The following is an 18,273-nucleotide window of genomic DNA, read 5'->3' on the forward strand; positions in this document are numbered from 1 at the left end:
CCAGCCGCGCCCGGTGGTGCGGCGGCGCAACGGTGCTAAACAGGGCGGCGAGGCGCCGCATCCGTGCGGGAACGAGGGCATCCGAGCCCCGGCGGCACCAGAATGGATTGGGGAAACGAGGGATGAAGAAGGTATACCCCGACGCCACAGCCGCCCTGGCGGGCGTCCTGCGGGACGGCATGACGATCATGGCCGGCGGCTTCGGCCTGTGCGGCATTCCCGACGTCCTCATCGACGCGGTGCGCGAGAGCGGCGCCAAGGACCTCACGGTCATCTCGAACAATGCCGGCATCGACGGCGTCGGCCTCGGCGTGCTGCTCGAGACCCGCCAGATCAAGAAGATGATCTCGTCCTATGTCGGCGAGAACAAGACCTTCGCCAAGCAGTACCTTGCCGGCGAGCTCGAGATCGAGTTCAACCCGCAGGGCACGCTGGCCGAGCGCATCCGCGCCGGCGGCGCCGGCGTCCCGGCCTTCTTCACCAAGACCGGCGTCGGCACCCTGATCGCCGAGGGCAAGGAGACCCGGGAGTTCGACGGCGAGACCTACGTGATGGAGCGCGGCCTGTTCGCCGACGTCTCGCTGGTCCACGCCTGGAAGGGCGACCACGAGGGCAACCTCGTCTACCGGAAGACCGCCCGCAACTTCAACCCGATGATGGCGTCGGCCTCGCGCATGACCATCGCGCAGGTCGAGCACCTGGTGCGCCCCGGCGAGATCGACCCGGACCACATCATCACGCCCGGCGTGTTCGTGAAGCGGATGATCCACGTCCCGAACGCGGAGAAGCGCATCGAGCAGCGCACCACCCGCAAGCGTGCCGAGGCCGCCCCCAACGCCGAGCCCGCGCCCGCCCCCACGGGCGGCGGCGCCATCTGACGAGCGAGAGAGGAGACCACCATGGCTTGGACCCGCGACCAGATGGCGGCCCGCGCCGCCCGCGAGCTCGAGGACGGCTTCTACGTCAACCTCGGCATCGGCATCCCGACGCTGGTGTCGAACTACATCCCCGACGGCATGTCGGTGCAGCTCCAGTCCGAGAACGGGATGCTGGGCATGGGCCCGTTCCCGTACGAGGGCGAGGAGGATCCCGACCTCATCAACGCCGGCAAGCAGACCATTACGGAGTTGCCGACCACGAGCTACTTCTCGTCGTCGGATTCCTTCGGGATGATCCGCGGCGGCCACATCGACCTGTCGATCCTCGGCGCGATGCAGGTGGCCCAGAACGGCGACCTCGCCAACTGGATGATCCCCGGCAAGATGGTGAAGGGGATGGGCGGCGCGATGGACCTCGTCGCCGGCGTCAAGAAGGTCGTCGTGGTGATGGAGCACGTCGCCAAGGCCAAGGACGGCTCGGAATCCCCGAAGCTGCTCGAGGCCTGCGACCTGCCGCTCACCGGCACCCACGTGGTCGACATGGTGATCACCGACCTCGGCGTCTTCACCATCGACAAGAAGGGTGACGGCGGCATGAGCCTGGTCGAGCTCGCCGACGGCGTCACCGAGGACGAGGTTCGGGCGAAGACGCAGGGCCAGTACCGGGTGGCGCTGAAGAACGGCTGAGGATCAGGTCAGTCTTCGGACTACGGCTTCAAAAGAAAGCACGTCCCCCTCTCCCGTGTGGGAGAGGGGCCAGGGGTGAGGGTGCTACGGTTCTGAGTAAAGCTCAGGCGTTCGTGCTGGTGGCGGCACGGTCGAGTTCTATTCTGAAGCGTATCACCCTCGTGCGATCTTCGATCGCCCCTACCCCTCTCCCACATGGGAGAGGGGATCCCGCGCAATAGTCTTAAATATTTTTTCGTTTTCAGTGCTGCCCCGGATACGCCGCGTCCAGCACGAACGGGTACGGCCCGTCGAACGACTCGACGTAGACCATGTGGCTGACGATCCCGCTCTCCGGGGTGTAGCGGTGGAGCAGGTAGGCCGGCGGCTCGAAGACGAGCGCCCCCGCGTGCGCCGGGTCCAGGTCGAAGGCGACCTGGTGGGTGATGCTGGGGGCGATCTGCGCGATCGTGCCGGCGTAGCGGGTCACGATCGGCCGGTGGTGATGGCCGCACAGGATCCGCTCGATGCAGGTCTGGCCGGCGATCAGCCGCCGGAATTGCGCCTCGCCGTCGAGGAGCCGGATCTCGTCCATGTGGACGAGGCCGCACTCGAAGGGCGGGTGGTGCATGAATACCAGGGTCGGGCGGCCGTCGCCGCCGGCGAGCGCTCGCTCGAGGAAGCCGAGGCGCTCGGTGCACAGCGCGCCGTGGCTGGCACCCGCCACCAGCGTGTCGAGGGCGATCAGGCGGACCGGGTGATCCTCGACCGTATATTGGATGAAGCCCCCGGTGACGCCGGGCATCCAGGCCGCCGGCAGAACCTCGCGAAGGGTCTCGCGCCGGTCGTGGTTGCCGGGGATGACATGGACCGGCATCGGCAGGCGGGCGAGCAGGCCGCGCAGCTCCTCGTACTCCTCCGCGAGGCCGCAATCGGTCAGATCGCCGGAGATCAGCACGAGATCCGGCCGGGGATCGAGGGCGAGGAGGTGGGCCACCGCGCGGGCGACCATCTTGTTGGTCTCGGAGACCCGGTAGGCCGGCAGCCCGTGGGGGCGCACGTGCAGGTCGGTGATCTGGGCGATGAGCATGGGGGGTGTCCGGCTAATTTTTTAGGCGCAACGCCCTTTCCCGGACGACTGAAGCGAAGCGGAAGGAGATCCGGGATCCAGCACGAGATGTGCCGCGAAGCGGCTCCGTATGCCGCACCGTTGCAGACAGACGGACGCTTCGCGGAGTCTCGTGCTGGATCCCGGGTCCCATTCCGCTGACGCTGCATGGGCCCGGGAAAGGGGTGAGCTACTGGAGCAAGGTGACGATCACTCGGCGCCCGGCAGGCGGAGCGCGGTGTCCTCGACATAGGGGCGCATCAGGGCGTCGGCGGCCTTCTGGGCGGCGGCGAGCGCCTCCTTGGGCTGGCGCTTGCCCGAGAGCACGGCCTGCAGCTCGTCCTCGATCGCCTTTCGCACCGGCACGGTGCGGTAGGTAGCGAACCACGGCTTGGCGTTGGCGAGCTGGTCGACGGCGATCTTGGCGTCGGGGTTCTTGTCGAGGAACGCCTTCATCTCAGGCAGGTCGTAGGCCGCCTTGTTGGGGGCGAAGTAGCCCGTGGCGCGGCTCCACCAGCCCGACTTCTCGGGCGAGGTCAGCCACTGGATCAGGGTCCAGCCGGCGGCGCGCTTCTCGGGCGAGAGGCCGGTCGGCTGCACCAGCGAGGCGCCGCCGATCGGCACCGCCTGGCGCACGTTCATCGGTACGAAGGCGACCTTGAACGGGAACTTGGCGGTGTCGCGGATGAAGGTGAGCGAGCCGGTCGAGATGATCATCATCGAGGCCTGGCCGGCCAGGAACGCGCCGGTCACCGCCGGGCCCTTCTGCTCGCCGGCCGGGTGCACCTTGGCCTTGTGGACGAGGTCCGACCAGAAGGTGAGGGCGCCGAGCATCGTCGGGGTGTCGTAATAGACCTCGCCGCCATACTCCTCGTTGTAGTAGCGCCCGCCGTTCGACATCGTCAGGGCTTCGAGGATCCAGCCGCCGTAATCGTAGTTCGAGGGCATCATCAGGCCCCAGCGGGTGGTGCGCTCGCCCTCGCGCTTCGTCAGCTTGCGGGCGGCGTCGGCGAGCTCGGCCCAGGTGCGCGGCGGCTTGTCGGGGTCGAGGCCGACCTCCTTGAAGTGGTCGGCGTTGATGTAGAGGAGCGGCGTCGAGTTGTGGAACGGCACGCCGTAGACCTTGCGGTCGATGACGGCGTTGGGCAGCAGCGCCGGGAAGAACTGGCCGGTAAACGCCTCCTGGCTCTTGCCATCCTTGGCGATGAGGTCGTCCATCGGGGCGATCTCACGCTCGATCGACAAGTCGGTGAGGAAGTTCGCCGACATGATGACGGCAGCTGGCGGCTTGCCGGCCTTGATCGCCGCACGGGTTTTCAGGAGCGTGTCGTCGTAGGACCCGGTGAAGACCGGAACCGCCTTGATGTCGGGGTGGGAGTCGTTGAACTCCTTGATGAGCCCCGACATGTTGCGGGCGAGCGCACCGTCCACCGGGACGGGGAAGAACAGCTCGATGTCGGTCGCGAACGCAGGCCGCGGCGCCGCGAGGCCGGCCGCTGCCACGAGGGCGAGGGCGGCGCCCTTCCACCAGGAAATCATCTTGTCGGTCCTCTTTACTTGATGCCGGAGGCGAGGAAGCTGTTCACGAACCGGCGCTGGAAGATCAGGAAGGCGGCGAGCAGCGGCAGGCTGACCAGGAAGGTGCCGGCCGCGATCAGCCCCCAGGCCTGCATGCCCTCGGCGCTGAGCGTGAAGCTCGCGAGACCGAGGGTCAGGGGCCGCCTGTCGGGGGAGTTGATGACCATCAGCGGCCACAGGAACTCGTTCCAGTGGCTGGTGACCGAGACGATCGAGAACGCGACGAGCGCGGGCTTCGTCAGCGGCAGGTAGATGAGGCGGATGCGCGCCCACCAGCCGGCGCCGTCGATCATCGCGGCGTCTTCCAGCTCGCGCGGCACCTCGCGGAAGCTCTGGCGCATCAGGAAGGTGCCGAAGGCGGTGGCGCAATAGGGCGCCATGACGCCCGGCAGGGTGTCGTAGAGGCCCAGAGCCGCGATCGTCTTCAGGTTCGGCACCAGCAGCACCACCGGCACCAGCATCAGCTGGACCAGGAACAGGGCGAACAGGATGCCGCGGCCGGGGAATTCGAGCCGCGCGAAGACGTAGCCGGCAAGCGACGCCGTGACGAGCTGCACGACCAGGATGCCGGCGCAGATCGCGAGGGAGTTGAGGAAGTAGAGTGGGAAGTCGGCCGAGGCCCAGGCCTCGGCGAAGTTGGCGAGCGTCGGCGTCAGCGAGGGCAGGAGCGAGGCGTCCGCCCCCGATCCCGCCGGCCGGAACGCCGCCACCAGCATCCACCAGAACGGCACCGCCCAGACGAGCGCGAGGCCGGCGACGGCGAGGCGGGCGATCTGCGGGGTGAGCTCGCGGGTCACCGGGCCGGATTGAACCCTGGCGGTCATCGGGCCGCCTCCGGGCCCTGGCCGCGGGCAAGCGACAGGGTGGTCAGCGCAGCGAGCAGGCCCAGGGTCACCACGGTCGCGGCGGCGGCGCGGCCGGCATCGTAGCGCTCGGCGGCCTGCTCGTAGATGTAGAACAGGAGCAGTTTCGTCGCGTCCGAGGGACCGCCCTTGGTCAGCACGAAGACGTGGTCGACCTGCGTCACCGCGTTGAGGAGCGCGATCACCCCCACGAAGGCGAAGGTCGGGCGGAGCGCCGGCAGGGTCACGAAGCGCAGACGCTGCCACGGACCGGCGCCGTCGAGGAGCGCGGCTTCCTTGGCCTCGTCGGGGATCGCCTGCAGGCCGGCCAGGATGAACAGCATGTAGTAGCCGGCGTTCTTCCACACGGTGAGCACCGTGATGGCGGCGAGCGCGAGATCGGGGTCGCCGAGCCAGTTGGCCCCGGGAAGCCCGAGCCGGGCGAGGTGGTAGTCGATCAGCCCGATGCCGGGCAGGAACAGGAAGAGGAAGAGCGCGGCCGCCGCCACCAGCGGGATCATCACTGGCAGGAAGAACAAGGCCCGCATCAGGGCCCGCACCCGGCCGGCGCCGTTCAGCGCCAGGGCGAAGGCGAGTGCCAGGACCAGGCTCGGCACCACCGTGCCGGCCGCGTAGAGGGCGTTGTTGAGGAGCGCGCGCTGGAAGGTCGGGTCGGCGAAGAGGGCGGCGAAGTTGTCCAGGCCGACGAAGCGGGTGCCGCGCCGCGTCACCGCGTGGGTCGCGTCCCACACCACCTCGACCACCGGCCAGTAGGTGAACAGGGCGAGGAAGACGAGGGACGGACTGAGGAGGGCCAGCGGCAGGAGGAAGCCGGCCCGGGGCCGCCGGGCCGCGACGGGCACGGCCGCGGGCGGCGCCGGAATCGTATCGAGAACGTGGGTCAAAGGGTCCGCCGGAGATGTCGTGACCGGCGCGTCATCGGGTGGTTTCGTGACAGGCGAATGAAATCGCCGTCGATCTCAGGCGTGCCTTCGGTGCAGAGCCGACGTGAGAGCGTCCCGGCGATCGTTTCGGAAACGTCCCGGCAAATTGCGCGTGGTGGCAATCCGCCGGATCGACGACAACCATTGCTGGCATCATCCCGACACAGCCATGCAGGATCTTTCCGGATCGTCTGGGCATGGCAGGGATGACGTTGCGGAACTGATCGACGCGGGCGTGATCGCGTTCGGGCCCGCGGGAGCGGGCCGCGAGGCTCGGACGGAGACAGCCTCGCGGATGCATCATCGTGCTGGAATCCGAGGATCGCGCCCCCCGAAGGAGAGGCCGGGGTCTCGGTCGGGCCGAGGGACGCGGCGTCGTGCGGGCGCTGCCGCAAGAAATTCCCGCCGTCGTGCATCGTCCGCCCGACGCCTCAGGCGAAAGATGCACCGACCTCATGTCGAAGCCGCGCACCCCGGCGACGCACGTTTTTCGAGGATTCGAGCCGGGCTGGTTTTCGCAGACCCGTTGGTCCATACGGACCCGCCCTGCCGGCACCCCGCGTCATGACCAGCCTTCCCTCCGATTCCGAGTTCGGGCGTGCGCGCCTCGCGGCCATCGCGGCGGCCATCGCCTGCGTCGCCGTGGTCGGTATCGGACTCAGCCTGTCGATCCCGCTCCTCTCCCTGGAGATGGAGCGGATGGGGCTCTCCAACACCTGGATCGGCGTCAACACGGCGGTCGCCGGAGTGGCGAGCATCGTCGTCCTGCCCTTCGTGCCGCGGGTGGCGGCGCGGCTCGGGGTGATGCCGCTCCTGCTCGGCGCCATCGCGGTCGCGGCCGTGGCGCTCCTCGGCTTCCGGGCGGTGCGCGATTTCGCCTGGTGGTTCCCGCTCCGCTTCGTGTTCTCGGCCGCGCTCGGCGTGCTGTTCGTGCTCTCCGAGTTTTGGATCAACCAGGCGGCGCCCCCGACCCGGCGTGGGCTGGTGATGGGGGTCTACGCCACCGTCCTGGCGCTCGGCTTCGCCATCGGCCCGGCCCTGCTGCGCTTCCTCGGCACCGCCGGCTGGGCGCCGTACCTGGCGGGGGCGGCCCTGTTCTGCGCCGGCACGCTGCCGCTCTTCCTTGCCCGTGACCTGTCGCCGGAGATCCCGCACAAGGGCGGGCGCGGCTTCCTCGGCTACCTGCGGGTGGCGCCCTCGGCGACGATCGCCGCCCTGATCTACGGCGCGGTCGAGACCGGGGGCTTCGCCATCCTGCCGATCTACGGCTTGCGCCTCGGCCTCACGGCGGAGCAGGCGGCCGGGCTCGTCAGCGTCGCGGCGCTCGGCAACGTGCTGTTCCAGATCCCGGTCGGGCTGCTGGCCGACAAGGTGGACAAGCGCCGGCTCCTGCTCGCCGCCGCGTTCTTCGGCGCGCTCGGCGCCGCCGCGCTCCCGCTCGGCGCCGACGACGTGCGGCTGCTCGCCGTCATCCTGTTCGCCTGGGGCGGCATCGCCGGCACGCTCTACACCGTCGGCCTCGCCCATCTCGGCGCCCGCTTCGACGGCGCGGCGCTCGCCGGCGCCAACGCGGCCTTCCTGGTACTCTACAACATCGGGCTGGTGCTCGGTCCGCCGCTCGTCGGCGGCGGCATGGACCTCGCCTCTCCGCACGGCTTCGCCTGGGCGCTGGCGCTGCTCTTCGTCGCCTATCTGGCGGTGGTCGGCGGGCGGATGATCCGGGCCGCGCCGTGAGGAGCGGCGCCGCGTCGCGCGGGCTTGACGCGGACGGTGCCCGCCCCGGGGCGTCGGGCCGCCGGGCTTGACGCAAACGGGGTGATGGGGCAGGAAGGCGCCGCGTTCTGGCCGGGCCTGCCCGGCCGTTTTGCGTTTCGGTCTTCCGGGCGCAACCCCCCTTCCATCACACGAGGTCGCGCCATGGCCAAGGCCGTCACCATCAAGATCAAGCTGCTCTCGACCGCCGACACCGGCTTCTTCTACGTCACCAAGAAGAACTCGCGGACCAAGACCGACAAGCTGTCGTTCAAGAAGTACGACCCGATCGCGCGCAAGCACGTCGAGTTCAAGGAGACCAAGATCAAGTAATTCTTGATCCTGGAGATTGGGCCGCCCCCGTGCGGCGTGAAAAAGGCCGCCCGCCAGGGCGGCCTTTTTCCGTTGCGGGCTCGGCTCAACCGAACAGGAGCAGGGTACCCGGCAGGGCGACGAGGCCGGCGGCGCCCGCGTAGGCGAGCCACAGGCCCGGCCGGCGGGCGGCGAGGCGGCGCAGGCGCCTGGCGGTCGGGCCGGCCTTGACGCTGCGCCCGTTCACGCAGGAGCAGAGCAGGCGGTGGGCCTCGCCGGTGCTCAGGCCGAAGAAGCGCCGCGCCTCCCCGAACGTGTCGTCGGCAAGCCCGTTCGCCCGCAGGACCGGGTCGGCCGCGGCGAGCGCGAGGGGCGAGTTGTCGGCCCGGATGCCGGCCCGCATCCCGCGCGGCACGAACTCGATCTCCTCCAGGGTGAGGAAGCTGCGGTCCGGGTCGCGTTCGAGGATCGTGGCGAAATGCTCGAGCCGGGCCCGGCGGCCCTCGAGGACGGGGTCGTCGAGGAGGGGCGGGACCGTCCCGATATCGGCGATGTCGCGGATGTGGCGAAGCGGCTGATGTTCCATGCTGGGCACCTCGTCGATGCGCTGCAGGCCGGTGCGCACTGCTGCGACCGAGCATGCGCCCAGCATTCCGCCGATGCATTCACCGGCATTAACACGTTTTCTCGATCGGAATACTGCCAAGTCTCAAGCAAAGTCCGGCATATCGGCCCGCGTCAAGGACTTGGATGCGGGCCGAAAGCTCGGCGGAAGCGCGAGGTGCGACGGCCGGACGCAGGCGGTCAGCTGACCTCGAACCAGCCCCACAGGCCGGTATCGAACCGCTCGAGCGCCGTCGCGCTGACGAGCCACTTCCCCGGATTGTCGGCCAGGAAGGCGATGCGGGCGGTGCGCCCCTCCAGCAGCTGGAACGTGTCGAGCCAGTAGGGCTCCCAGCCGTCGTCGAGGGGGTGGAGCAGCCGGAAGACGTGGCCGTGCAGGTGGAGCGATTGCGGGAAGGCCGTGGTGTTGGTGAGCGCCAGCACCACGGCGGTGTTGCGCTTGACCGTGAACAGCGGCGGGTTCTCGGCCCGGCCGGCGGCGCCGTTGAGGGTCCAGATCCGGGTCGGGTCGCCGGTGAAGGCCGGGGCGGCGTCGGGCTTGCCCTTGTCGAAGGTCGCCCCGCCGGCGATCGCGATATCGCGCCGGAAGGCGTTCTGGAGCTTGATCTCCGGCGGCAGCAGCTTGTTCTCGCCGATCGGCGCGACGGCGGGGCGCGCCGCCACCGGCTCGCCCTTGGCGATGATGCGGGCGAGCGGCATCCCGGCGCCGATCAGCGCCACCACGGCCCCGGCCGGCTCGGCGGCGCCCGGCACGTCGAGCAGGATGTCGTAGCGGGTGCCGGGCGGGAAGGGCAGGGTGGCGCGCAGGGGCTCGAACGTGTCGGTCGGCTGCCCGTCGACGGCCGCCACCCAGGCCTTGAGCCCATCGAAGCGGATCCGGGTCGCCCGCGCGTTGCAGGCATTGGCGAGCCGCAGCCGCAGCCGCGTGCCCGGCGCCGCCTCGATCGTCTCCGGGGCGGGCCGGCCGTTGATCGTCAGGGCGTTGCCGAGCCGGCCGGAGCTCGCCGCGAAGGCCGCCTGGCCGAACGGCGCGAGGGTGCCGTCGGTCTCCAGGCGCCAGTCCTGCAAGAGGAGCGGTACGTCGCGGTCGACGACCGGCGGGGTCTTCTCCTCGACCACCAGCATTCCGGCGAGACCCCGGCCCGAGGGCTCGCTCGCCCCCCCGACCACCAGGGGGCGAATCAGGAAGGTGCCGGCATCCGGCGGGGTGAACTCGTAGAGGAAGCTGCCGCCCGGCGCGACCGGGGCCTGCGTCACGCCGCCGACCCCGTCCATGGCGTTGCGGTTGCGCACCCCGTGCCAGTGCAGCGACAGCGGCTTCTCGGTCTTGTTCTCGAGGCGCAGGCGCACCGCTTCGCCGAGCTTGACCCGGATCACCGGAGGGGCGGACCGACCGTCGAAGGCCCAGACCGGGGTCTCGGGCGCGGGCTCCGGCTTGAGACGGGCGCGGGCGGCCTGCGCGGTCAGGAGCCGGGCCTCCGCCCCGGGGCCGGGCGCGACCGCGGCACCCGGTGCAGCGGTACCGGCCTGCGGGGCGCCGCCCTGCGCCCGGACGAGGGCGGGCGCGAGCGAGAGCGCGGCGCCGGCGAGCAGCGCGCGGCGCGAGGGCGGCAGGGACGACGGCATGGCACCTCGCTCTGTGCGGGAGAAGGGCCGTCCGCGGGCGGGAGGGGCCCGGTGACGGCGAGCCGCCTTGTAGCCGGGGCGTGGGCGCGGGGCGAGGCCGGGCCCAAAATTCTTGCTGCGTGTCCGATCCACCATGCTATAGAGCCGCGCCCGGGTGCGTACAGCGCCGGGCGCGAGCGTCGCGGGCGTGGCGGAATTGGTAGACGCGCTGGATTTAGGTTCCAGTGACGAGAGTCGTGGGGGTTCGAGCCCCTCCGCCCGCACCATCTCCGCCAGGCGACACGACGGATTGGGTTCAAGCAGCAGGGCCGGCTCCTTGTCCTGAGGGTCCCGTCGCACGGTGCAAGCCAGCGCCGTCCGGGTCCGCAGCCAGGCCGGATTCGAGAGCGCAAGGCGGAATGACGACGATGCAGGTGACCGAGACCAAGTCCGAGGGGCTCAAGCGCGAATTCCAGGTGGTCGTGCCGGCGGCCGAGCTGGAGACCCGGCTCGCGACCGAGCTCGACGGGATCAAGGGCAAGGTGCAGATCAAGGGCTTCCGCCCGGGCAAAGTGCCGGTCGCCCACCTGCGCAAGGTCTACGGCCGCTCCGTGATGGCCGACGTCGTCCAGAACGCCGTCAACGAGGCCAACCAGAAGATCGTCGAGGACAACAAGCTGAAGCTCGCCCTCGAGCCTCAGATCCAGATGCCCGAGGACAAGGACCAGATCGAGAAGGCGCTCGACGCCAAGGCCGATCTCGCCTTCACGATCGCCCTCGAGGTGATGCCGAGCTTCGACCTCGTCGACCTCTCGGACGTGAGCCTGACCAAGCAGGTCGTCACCCCCTCGGACGAGGAGGTTGGCGAGACCATCGAGCGGATGGCCTCCGCCAACCGCCCGTTCGAGAACCGTGCCGAGGGCGAGGCCGCCCAGTCGGGCGACCGCCTCACCATCAACTTCACCGGCCGCATCGACGGCACCCCGTTCGAGGGCGGCACCGGCGAGGACATCAACCTCGACCTTGGCTCGAACACCTTCATCCCGGGCTTCGAGGACCAGCTGGTCGGCGCCAAGGTCGGCGACGAGCGCCTGGTCAAGGTCACCTTCCCGGAGAGCTACGGCGCCGAGCACCTCGCCGGCAAGGAAGCCGAGTTCGACGTCGTCGTGAAGGCGGTCCAGGCCCCGGGCGAGCTCAAGATCGACGACGAGCTCGCCAAGAACTTCGGCATGGACTCCCTCGACGCCCTCAAGGACGCCGTGCGGACCACCATGGGCCGCGAGTACGAGGCGGCCTCGCGCCAGAAGCTGAAGAAGGGCCTCCTCGACGCCCTCGACACCCGCTACTCGTTCGAGCTGCCCCCGAGCCTGGTCCACCAGGAATTCGCCGCCGTGTGGGCCCAGGTCGAGCAGGACCTCAAGAACCGCGGCAAGACCTTCGAGGACGAGGACACCACGGAGGAGAAGGCCCGCGAGGAGTACCGCCGGATCGCCGAGCGCCGCGTGCGTCTCGGCCTGGTGCTTGCGCAGGCCGGCGAGAGCGCCGATATCAAGGTCTCGGACGACGAGGTGAATCAGGCCCTGATCGCCCGCGTCCGCCAGTTCCCCGGCCAGGAGCAGCAGGTCTGGGATTTCTACCGCAAGACCCCGCAGGCGCTCGCCGAGCTGCGTGCCCCGCTGTTCGAGGAGAAGGTGGTTGACCACGTCCTCGGCCAGGTGAAACTGGTCGAGGAGCCGGTCTCCAAGGAGGCGCTGTTCGCCGACGAGGACGACGCCGAGGAGGCCAAGGCCGACAAGGCCGAGTCCGCCGAGGCCGCTCCCGCGGGTGAGTCCAACCCGGCCTGATCCCGGTCGGCCCCCTCGAACGGGCGGCGGACGGGGGCCTGCGAGGTCGTACGTTTCCGCCGCTACCCCGGCCGCCTGGAGGCGGCCGGGTTCCGTTCAGAGGGCCAGTGAGATGAGAGATCCGGTCGATTACTACAACAGCGCGCTCGTACCCATGGTGGTCGAGCAGTCGAGCCGCGGCGAGCGCGCCTTCGACATCTATTCGCGCCTCCTGCGCGAGCGCATCATCTTCCTGACCGGTCCGGTCGAGGACTATTCCGCGTCGCTGATCGTGGCGCAGCTGCTGTTCCTCGAGGCGGAGAATCCGAAGAAGGAAATCTCCTTCTACATCAACTCGCCGGGCGGCGTGGTCACCTCCGGCCTGTCGATCTACGACACGATGCAGTTCATCCGCTGCCCGGTCGCCACGCTCTGCGTCGGCCAGGCCGCCTCGATGGGCTCGCTGCTGCTGGCGGCCGGCGAGGCCGGCCACCGCTTCGCGCTGCCGAACGCCCGGATCATGGTCCACCAGCCCTCCGGCGGCTTCCAGGGCCAGGCCACCGACATCCTGATCCATGCCCGCGAGATCGAGGCCCTGAAGCGGCGCCTCAACGAGATCTACGTGAAGCACACCGGCCGCGAGTACGAGGCCATCGAGCAGGGCCTGGAGCGCGACAACTTCATGACCGCCGACGCCGCCAAGGAGTGGGGCCTCATCGACGAGGTGCTCCAGAAGCGCGCCGAGGCGCCGGCCCAGTCGTAAGCGATCCCTCGCGGCGGCAGGCTCCACCGTGACCGAGGAAATCCTCGGCACGGCGGGGCCTGCTCCAAAAGGACGGGGCCGCCCTCGACGTCGGGCCCACCGATGCGGCCATTTGGCGGGAGCCTGTCGCATCGGTGGGATTGATCCGGCGGTGGCTGCGTGTTTGCATCGCGATTCTGCACCGGGCGCCCGGCGGCGCGGGAGGCGGTGACTGTTTCTTTAGCCGGGCGCCACTATCTAAAAGCGATGCGGTCGCGTCCCCGGGGCGGGGCCGGTCGGGGACTTGGAGACCCATATGAGCAAGGCTGGCGGCAACGACTCGAAGAGCACGCTGTACTGCTCGTTCTGCGGCAAGAGCCAGCACGAGGTTCGCAAGCTGATCGCGGGCCCGACCGTCTTCATCTGCGATGAGTGCGTCGAGCTGTGCATGGACATCATTCGCGAGGAATCGAAGTCCTCGCTGGTGAAGTCGCGGGACGGCGTACCGACCCCGAAGGAGATTCGGCGGGTCCTGGATGACTACGTCATCGGTCAGGACTTTGCCAAGAAGGTCCTGTCGGTGGCTGTGCACAACCACTACAAGCGCCTGGCGCACGCGACCAAGCACAACGACGTCGAGCTGGCGAAGTCCAACATCCTGCTGATCGGCCCGACCGGGTCGGGCAAGACCCTGTTGGCCCAGACCCTGGCCCGCATCCTCGACGTGCCGTTCACGATGGCGGACGCGACGACGCTGACCGAGGCCGGCTACGTCGGCGAGGACGTCGAGAACATCATCCTCAAGCTGCTCCAGGCCTCCGACTACAACGTCGAGCGGGCGCAGCGCGGCATCGTCTACATCGACGAGATCGACAAGATCTCGCGCAAGTCGGACAACCCCTCGATCACCCGCGACGTGTCGGGCGAGGGCGTCCAGCAGGCGCTGCTGAAGATCATGGAGGGCACGGTCGCCAGCGTACCGCCGCAGGGCGGCCGCAAGCACCCGCAGCAGGAATTCCTCCAGGTCGACACGACCAACATCCTGTTCATCTGCGGCGGCGCCTTCGCGGGGCTGGAGCGGATCATCTCGGCCCGCGGCAAGGGCACCTCGATCGGTTTCGGCGCCACCGTCCAGGCACCGGACGACCGCCGCACCGGCGAGATCTTCCGCAACGTCGAGCCCGAGGACCTGCTGAAGTTCGGCCTCATCCCGGAATTCGTCGGTCGCCTGCCCGTGCTGGCGACCCTCGAGGACCTCGACGAGACCGCGCTGAAGCGGATCCTCCAGGAGCCGAAGAACGCCCTGGTCAAGCAGTACCAGCGCCTGTTCGAAATGGAGAACGTCGACCTGACGTTCCAGGAGGAGGCGCTCAGCCTCGTCGCCCGCAAGGCGATCGAGCGCAAGACCGGCGCGCGCGGCCTGCGCTCGATCCTGGAGAGCATCCTGCTCGAGACGATGTACGACCTGCCCGGCCTCGATTCGGTCGAGCAGGTGGTGATCGGGCCGGAGGTCGTCGACGGCAAGTCGCGGCCGCTCTACATCCACGGCGACCGCGGCAAGGAAACGCCGGCGAGCGCCAGCGCCTGACGACGACGAGAGGCCGCCGCCGAAACGGCGGCCTCTCGCGTGAGAGGCGCCCGCCTGCGACCGGGTGGCATGGTGCTTGAAAGCGGCGCCCCGACGAGCCACCTCTCAGTCAACGCGGCGGCCGCATGCTCACCCTAGACGAGGTGCGGTGCCGCGACCCGGCCGCTCTCTCGTTTCCGACCCCCGCGGCCCGGTCGGCCCCCCTGTTCCTCCTGCTTGTCCCCATGAGGGGAGGGACCTGGGCGTCACCACACAAGGAAGTCAGTCAATGACCCAGCCGAAATCGCGCCAGCCCGTCGTCCCCGGCACGAGCGGGACCTACGCGGTCCTGCCGCTGCGCGACATCGTGGTCTTCCCGCACATGATCGTGCCGCTCTTCGTCGGGCGCGAGAAGTCGATCCGGGCGCTCGAGGAGGCGGTCCGCACCGACCGGCACATCCTGCTCGCGACCCAGGTCAACGCCACCGACGACGACCCGGCCACCGACGCGATCTACACCATCGGCACGCTCGCCAGCGTGCTGCAGCTGCTCAAGCTCCCCGACGGTACCGTGAAGGTGCTGGTGGAGGGCGGCGGTCGCGCCAAGATCCAGGATTTCGTCCGCTCCGACGAGTACTACGCCGCCGAGGCCGAGGTGCTGCCGAACGATCTCGGCGACAAGATCGAGGCCGAGGCGCTCGCCCGCTCGGTGATCTCGGAGTTCGAGAACTACGTCAAGCTCAACAAGAAGATCTCGCCCGAGGTGGTCTCGGCGGTGATCCAGATCGACGAGCCCTCGAAGCTCGCCGACACGGTCGCCTCGCATCTCGCCGTCAAGATCTCCGACAAGCAGGCGATCCTCGAGATCCCGACCGTCGCCCAGCGGCTGGAGCGCGTGCTCTCGCTGATGGAGAGCGAGATCTCGGTGCTGCAGGTCGAGAAGCGCATCCGCACCCGCGTCAAGCGGCAGATGGAGAAGACCCAGCGCGAGTACTACCTGAATGAGCAGATGAAGGCCATTCAGAAGGAACTCGGCGACGAGGACGGCCGCGACGAGCTGGCCGAGCTCGAGGACAAGATCGAGAAGACCAAGCTGTCGAAGGAGGCGCGCGACAAGGCGCTGGCCGAGCTGAAGAAGCTGCGCCAGATGTCGCCGATGTCCGCCGAGGCGACGGTCGTGCGCAACTACCTCGACTGGATGCTCGGCATCCCGTGGGGCAAGCGCTCGAAGATCAAGAAGGATCTGCCCGGCGCCCAGGCCATGCTCGATTCCGATCATTTCGGCCTCGACAAGGTCAAGGAGCGGATCGTCGAGTACCTGGCGGTGCAGCAGCGTGCCAACCGGCTCGCCGGCCCGATCCTGTGCCTCGTCGGACCGCCCGGCGTCGGCAAGACCTCGCTCGGCAAGTCGATCGCCAAGGCCACGGGCCGCGAGTTCGTCCGCATGTCGCTCGGCGGCGTGCGCGACGAGGCCGAGATCCGCGGTCACCGGCGGACCTATATCGGCTCGATGCCCGGCAAGATCGTGCAGTCGATGCGCAAGGCCAAGACCTCGAACCCCCTCATCCTGCTCGACGAGATCGACAAGATGGGCATGGATTTCCGCGGCGATCCGTCCGCGGCGCTCCTCGAGGTGCTGGATCCGGAGCAGAACGCGACCTTCAACGACCACTACCTCGAGGTCGACTACGACCTGTCGAGCGTGATGTTCGTGACGACCGCCAACACCCTCAACATCCCGCCGGCCCTCCTGGACCGGATGGAGGTGATCCGCATCGCCGGCTACACCGAGGAGGAGAAGGTCGAGATCGCGCGCAAGCACCTGATGCCGGGCGCGCTGAAGAAGCACGGTCTCGACGCCAAGGAGTGGTCGATCAGCGATGACGGCCTCATGCTCCTGATCCGCCGCTACACCCGCGAGGCGGGCGTGCGGAACCTCGAGCGCGAGATCTCGAACCTGATCCGCAAGGCGGTGAAGGAGATCCTGATGTCGGGGGTGAAGAGCGTGACGGTCACGGCCGACAACCTCGACACCTTCCTCGGCCCGGCGAAGTTCCGCTACGGCGAGGTCGAGACCGACGATCAGGTCGGCGTCGTCACGGGCCTGGCCTGGACCGAGGTCGGCGGCGAGTTGCTGACGATCGAAGGCGTCATGATGCCCGGCAAGGGCAAGATGACGGTGACCGGCAACCTGCGCGACGTGATGAAGGAGTCGATCTCGGCGGCGGCGTCCTACGTCCGCTCGCGGGCCGTCGATTTCGGCGTCGAGCCGCCGCTGTTCGATCGCCGTGACATCCACGTCCACGTGCCGGAGGGGGCGACCCCGAAGGACGGGCCGTCGGCCGGCATCGCCATGGCGACCGCGATCGTCTCGGTCATCACCGGCATCCCGGTGCGCCGCGACATCGCCATGACCGGCGAGGTGACGCTGCGGGGGAGGGTGCTGCCGATCGGCGGCCTCAAGGAGAAGCTGCTCGCCGCCTTGCGGGGTGGCATCAAGATCGTTCTGATCCCGGAGGAGAACGCCAAGGATCTGGTGGAGATTCCCGACAGCGTGAAGAACGGGCTCGAGATCGTGCCCGTGGCGCGGATGGACCAGGTTCTCCAGCGGGCCCTGATCCGGATGCCGGAGGCGATCGAATGGGACGAGCCCCTGCCGAAGGCCACACCGGCCCGGACCGAGGACGACGCCTCGGGCGTGCTGGCGCACTGATCCCCCGACCCATCAACCGGGTCTGATATGAAGGAGCCCCCGGACCGACGGTCCGGGGGCTCCTTTCATTCGAGGCGATGGCGGGCGCGTCGCGCCTTCCGGCACGACAGCGCGCCTCACGCGCTGCGGCGACGACCGAGGCCGCTGTTCTTGGCCAGCTCGGAGCGCTGCGCGGCGTAGTTGGCGGCAACCATCGGGTAATCGTGCGGCAGGCCCCACTTGCGGCGGTACTCCTCGGGGGAGAGGCCGCGGGTGGAGAGGTGGCGCTTAAGCGACTTGTACTGCTTCCCGTCCTCGAGGCTGATCAGGTAGTCCGGGGTTACCGTCTTCTTGATCGGCATCAGCGGGGTCGGCTTCTCCTGCTCCACCGCCTCGACGCCGCCGAGCCGGCTCAGCGACTGGTGCACGGCGTCGATCAGGGCCGGAAGCTCGGCAACCGGCAACGAGTTGTTGGACACGTAGGCCGACACGATGTCGGCCGCGCGTTCAATCAGATTGGTTTCTTGGTCTTGGTCCAGCATTCAATCGACTCCGATGATTGAGTGAGTGCCCCATGCGTCCTGGCGCGTCGCAGGTCAACGTTTCATTTCGAGAATGCGGCAGAATCACGCCTCGGAACCGTTGGTGTGTAAGGCCGACGACACCCTATCGTCTCGGTAGGTGGGCGATTACCTAGCCATGCGCTGGTGTAATACAGCCGTTGCGCGGTCGAGCGATTCGAAACCTTCGCACCCATGGACGAGCCGAAGCGCCAACCGGTGTCCGTCGCAGCGGCCGAGGTGAGTCCGAAGCGGGCAGACGAGCCGGAGACGAGAAGGGGGCGCGAGAGGGCAGGGGGCCGACAGGTTTTCACAAACCGGTTGACGGGCCGAAACCCCGAGCCTATACGACCACCCATCGGCGCCGGCCGCGACAGCGGCCCGGGCGCTGAGCCATCTTCGAGACAGTCCGGGCCGGCGAGCCTGACCTTGGTCAGGTGCTGGTCCTGTTTTTGCCGATGGATGCCGGGTTCGCCCGGCGCGCTCTTTGACAAGTTCATACGAGAAAGAGAAGCGTGGACGGCGTCGTCCCTGCGGGCTGGTTTCTTCGAAACCAGCTGTGAGTAGGATGATGCTGGTC

Annotated in this window: 15 protein-coding genes and 1 tRNA gene; 9 read left to right on the top strand and 7 right to left on the bottom strand. The window is 68.8% G+C overall.

Annotation, left to right across the window (positions count from 1 at the left end; genetic code table 11):
- The first annotated feature begins 122 nt into the window (after positions 1–122).
- Positions 123–878, top strand: a complete 756-nt coding sequence (locus BMX97_RS14780) for a CoA transferase subunit A (protein WP_060847649.1) — start codon at positions 123–125, stop codon at positions 876–878.
- 21 nt (positions 879–899) lie between these two features.
- Positions 900–1,565: a 3-oxoacid CoA-transferase subunit B gene (locus tag BMX97_RS14785; RefSeq protein ID WP_091751354.1), complete on the top strand. Its 666-nt coding sequence runs from the start codon at positions 900–902 to the stop codon at positions 1,563–1,565.
- Positions 1,566–1,806: 241 nt separating this feature from the next.
- Here the strand turns inward: BMX97_RS14785 and BMX97_RS14790 are convergent, their stop codons facing one another.
- From BMX97_RS14790 to BMX97_RS14805, 4 genes are all read right to left on the bottom strand, one after another.
- Positions 1,807–2,634, bottom strand: a complete 828-nt coding sequence (locus tag BMX97_RS14790) for a phosphodiesterase (protein ID WP_091751356.1) — start codon at positions 2,632–2,634, stop codon at positions 1,807–1,809.
- A 228-nt stretch (positions 2,635–2,862) separates the two neighbouring features.
- Positions 2,863–4,191 (bottom strand): ABC transporter substrate-binding protein, encoded by a 1,329-nt coding sequence (locus BMX97_RS14795; RefSeq protein ID WP_091751359.1) that lies wholly within the window; start codon positions 4,189–4,191, stop codon positions 2,863–2,865.
- A 14-nt stretch (positions 4,192–4,205) separates the two neighbouring features.
- Positions 4,206–5,054: a carbohydrate ABC transporter permease gene (locus tag BMX97_RS14800; protein ID WP_177202231.1), complete on the bottom strand. Its 849-nt coding sequence runs from the start codon at positions 5,052–5,054 to the stop codon at positions 4,206–4,208.
- Entirely contained in the window at positions 5,051–5,977 is a 927-nt protein-coding gene (locus BMX97_RS14805; protein ID WP_091751362.1) for a carbohydrate ABC transporter permease, read from the bottom strand. Before BMX97_RS14805 ends, BMX97_RS14800 begins: the two co-directional genes overlap by 4 nt.
- A 603-nt stretch (positions 5,978–6,580) precedes the next feature.
- Between BMX97_RS14805 and BMX97_RS14810 the strand changes: the two genes are divergently transcribed.
- Positions 6,581–7,750, top strand: coding sequence for an MFS transporter (locus BMX97_RS14810; RefSeq protein ID WP_091751365.1), 1,170 nt, complete (start codon positions 6,581–6,583; stop codon positions 7,748–7,750).
- Between the two features lie 183 nt (positions 7,751–7,933).
- On the top strand, positions 7,934–8,101 hold the full coding sequence (gene rpmG / locus BMX97_RS14815) for a 50S ribosomal protein L33 (RefSeq protein WP_060845477.1): 168 nt from the start codon (positions 7,934–7,936) through the stop codon (positions 8,099–8,101).
- An 85-nt stretch (positions 8,102–8,186) separates the two neighbouring features.
- On the opposite strand, the gene BMX97_RS14820 is transcribed toward rpmG, so the two are convergent.
- Positions 8,187–8,666: a hypothetical protein gene (locus tag BMX97_RS14820; RefSeq protein ID WP_091751478.1), complete on the bottom strand. Its 480-nt coding sequence runs from the start codon at positions 8,664–8,666 to the stop codon at positions 8,187–8,189.
- 218 nt (positions 8,667–8,884) lie between these two features.
- Positions 8,885–10,330, bottom strand: coding sequence for a multicopper oxidase family protein (locus BMX97_RS14825; protein ID WP_091751368.1), 1,446 nt, complete (start codon positions 10,328–10,330; stop codon positions 8,885–8,887).
- Positions 10,331–10,511: 181 nt separating this feature from the next.
- Here BMX97_RS14825 and BMX97_RS14830 point away from each other — a divergent pair.
- The 5 genes from BMX97_RS14830 (at position 10,512) to lon (ending at position 17,154) form a co-directional block, all read left to right on the top strand.
- Positions 10,512–10,596 (top strand) — tRNA-Leu (locus BMX97_RS14830).
- Between the two features lie 141 nt (positions 10,597–10,737).
- Entirely contained in the window at positions 10,738–12,153 is a 1,416-nt protein-coding gene (gene tig / locus BMX97_RS14835; RefSeq protein WP_091751481.1) for a trigger factor, read from the top strand.
- A 112-nt stretch (positions 12,154–12,265) separates the two neighbouring features.
- Positions 12,266–12,895 (top strand): ATP-dependent Clp protease proteolytic subunit, encoded by a 630-nt coding sequence (locus BMX97_RS14840; protein WP_091751371.1) that lies wholly within the window; start codon positions 12,266–12,268, stop codon positions 12,893–12,895.
- 295 nt (positions 12,896–13,190) lie between these two features.
- Positions 13,191–14,462 (top strand): ATP-dependent Clp protease ATP-binding subunit ClpX, encoded by a 1,272-nt coding sequence (clpX, locus tag BMX97_RS14845; RefSeq protein ID WP_048427129.1) that lies wholly within the window; start codon positions 13,191–13,193, stop codon positions 14,460–14,462.
- Between the two features lie 268 nt (positions 14,463–14,730).
- Positions 14,731–17,154: an endopeptidase La gene (gene lon / locus BMX97_RS14850; RefSeq protein ID WP_091751372.1), complete on the top strand. Its 2,424-nt coding sequence runs from the start codon at positions 14,731–14,733 to the stop codon at positions 17,152–17,154.
- A 116-nt stretch (positions 17,155–17,270) separates the two neighbouring features.
- Here the strand turns inward: lon and BMX97_RS14855 are convergent, their stop codons facing one another.
- Positions 17,271–17,675 carry a Ros/MucR family transcriptional regulator gene (locus BMX97_RS14855; RefSeq protein WP_091751375.1) on the bottom strand — a complete coding sequence of 135 codons (405 nt, stop codon included), beginning with the start codon at positions 17,673–17,675 and terminating at the stop codon, positions 17,271–17,273.
- Positions 17,676–18,273: the final 598 nt, after the last annotated feature.

The sequence above is a fragment of the Methylobacterium sp. ap11 genome (assembly GCF_900110515.1).
Taxonomy (GTDB): Bacteria; Pseudomonadota; Alphaproteobacteria; order Rhizobiales; family Beijerinckiaceae; genus Methylobacterium; species Methylobacterium ajmalii.

What these genes read in the sequence shown, in the direction of transcription:
- clpX (WP_048427129.1), top strand. Translation starts at nt 13,191, where the DNA reads ATGAGCAAGGCTGGCGGCAACGACTCGAAGAGCACGCTGTACTGCTCG.
- tig (WP_091751481.1), top strand. Translation starts at nt 10,738, where the DNA reads ATGCAGGTGACCGAGACCAAGTCCGAGGGGCTCAAGCGCGAATTCCAG.
- BMX97_RS14785 (WP_091751354.1), top strand. Translation starts at nt 900, where the DNA reads ATGGCTTGGACCCGCGACCAGATGGCGGCCCGCGCCGCCCGCGAGCTC.
- BMX97_RS14825 (WP_091751368.1), bottom strand. Translation starts at nt 10,330, where the DNA reads ATGCCGTCGTCCCTGCCGCCCTCGCGCCGCGCGCTGCTCGCCGGCGCC.
- BMX97_RS14790 (WP_091751356.1), bottom strand. Translation starts at nt 2,634, where the DNA reads ATGCTCATCGCCCAGATCACCGACCTGCACGTGCGCCCCCACGGGCTG.
- lon (WP_091751372.1), top strand. Translation starts at nt 14,731, where the DNA reads ATGACCCAGCCGAAATCGCGCCAGCCCGTCGTCCCCGGCACGAGCGGG.
- BMX97_RS14795 (WP_091751359.1), bottom strand. Translation starts at nt 4,191, where the DNA reads ATGATTTCCTGGTGGAAGGGCGCCGCCCTCGCCCTCGTGGCAGCGGCC.
- BMX97_RS14840 (WP_091751371.1), top strand. Translation starts at nt 12,266, where the DNA reads ATGAGAGATCCGGTCGATTACTACAACAGCGCGCTCGTACCCATGGTG.
- BMX97_RS14820 (WP_091751478.1), bottom strand. Translation starts at nt 8,666, where the DNA reads ATGGAACATCAGCCGCTTCGCCACATCCGCGACATCGCCGATATCGGG.
- BMX97_RS14780 (WP_060847649.1), top strand. Translation starts at nt 123, where the DNA reads ATGAAGAAGGTATACCCCGACGCCACAGCCGCCCTGGCGGGCGTCCTG.
- BMX97_RS14810 (WP_091751365.1), top strand. Translation starts at nt 6,581, where the DNA reads ATGACCAGCCTTCCCTCCGATTCCGAGTTCGGGCGTGCGCGCCTCGCG.
- BMX97_RS14855 (WP_091751375.1), bottom strand. Translation starts at nt 17,675, where the DNA reads ATGCTGGACCAAGACCAAGAAACCAATCTGATTGAACGCGCGGCCGAC.
- rpmG (WP_060845477.1), top strand. Translation starts at nt 7,934, where the DNA reads ATGGCCAAGGCCGTCACCATCAAGATCAAGCTGCTCTCGACCGCCGAC.
- BMX97_RS14800 (WP_177202231.1), bottom strand. Translation starts at nt 5,054, where the DNA reads ATGACCGCCAGGGTTCAATCCGGCCCGGTGACCCGCGAGCTCACCCCG.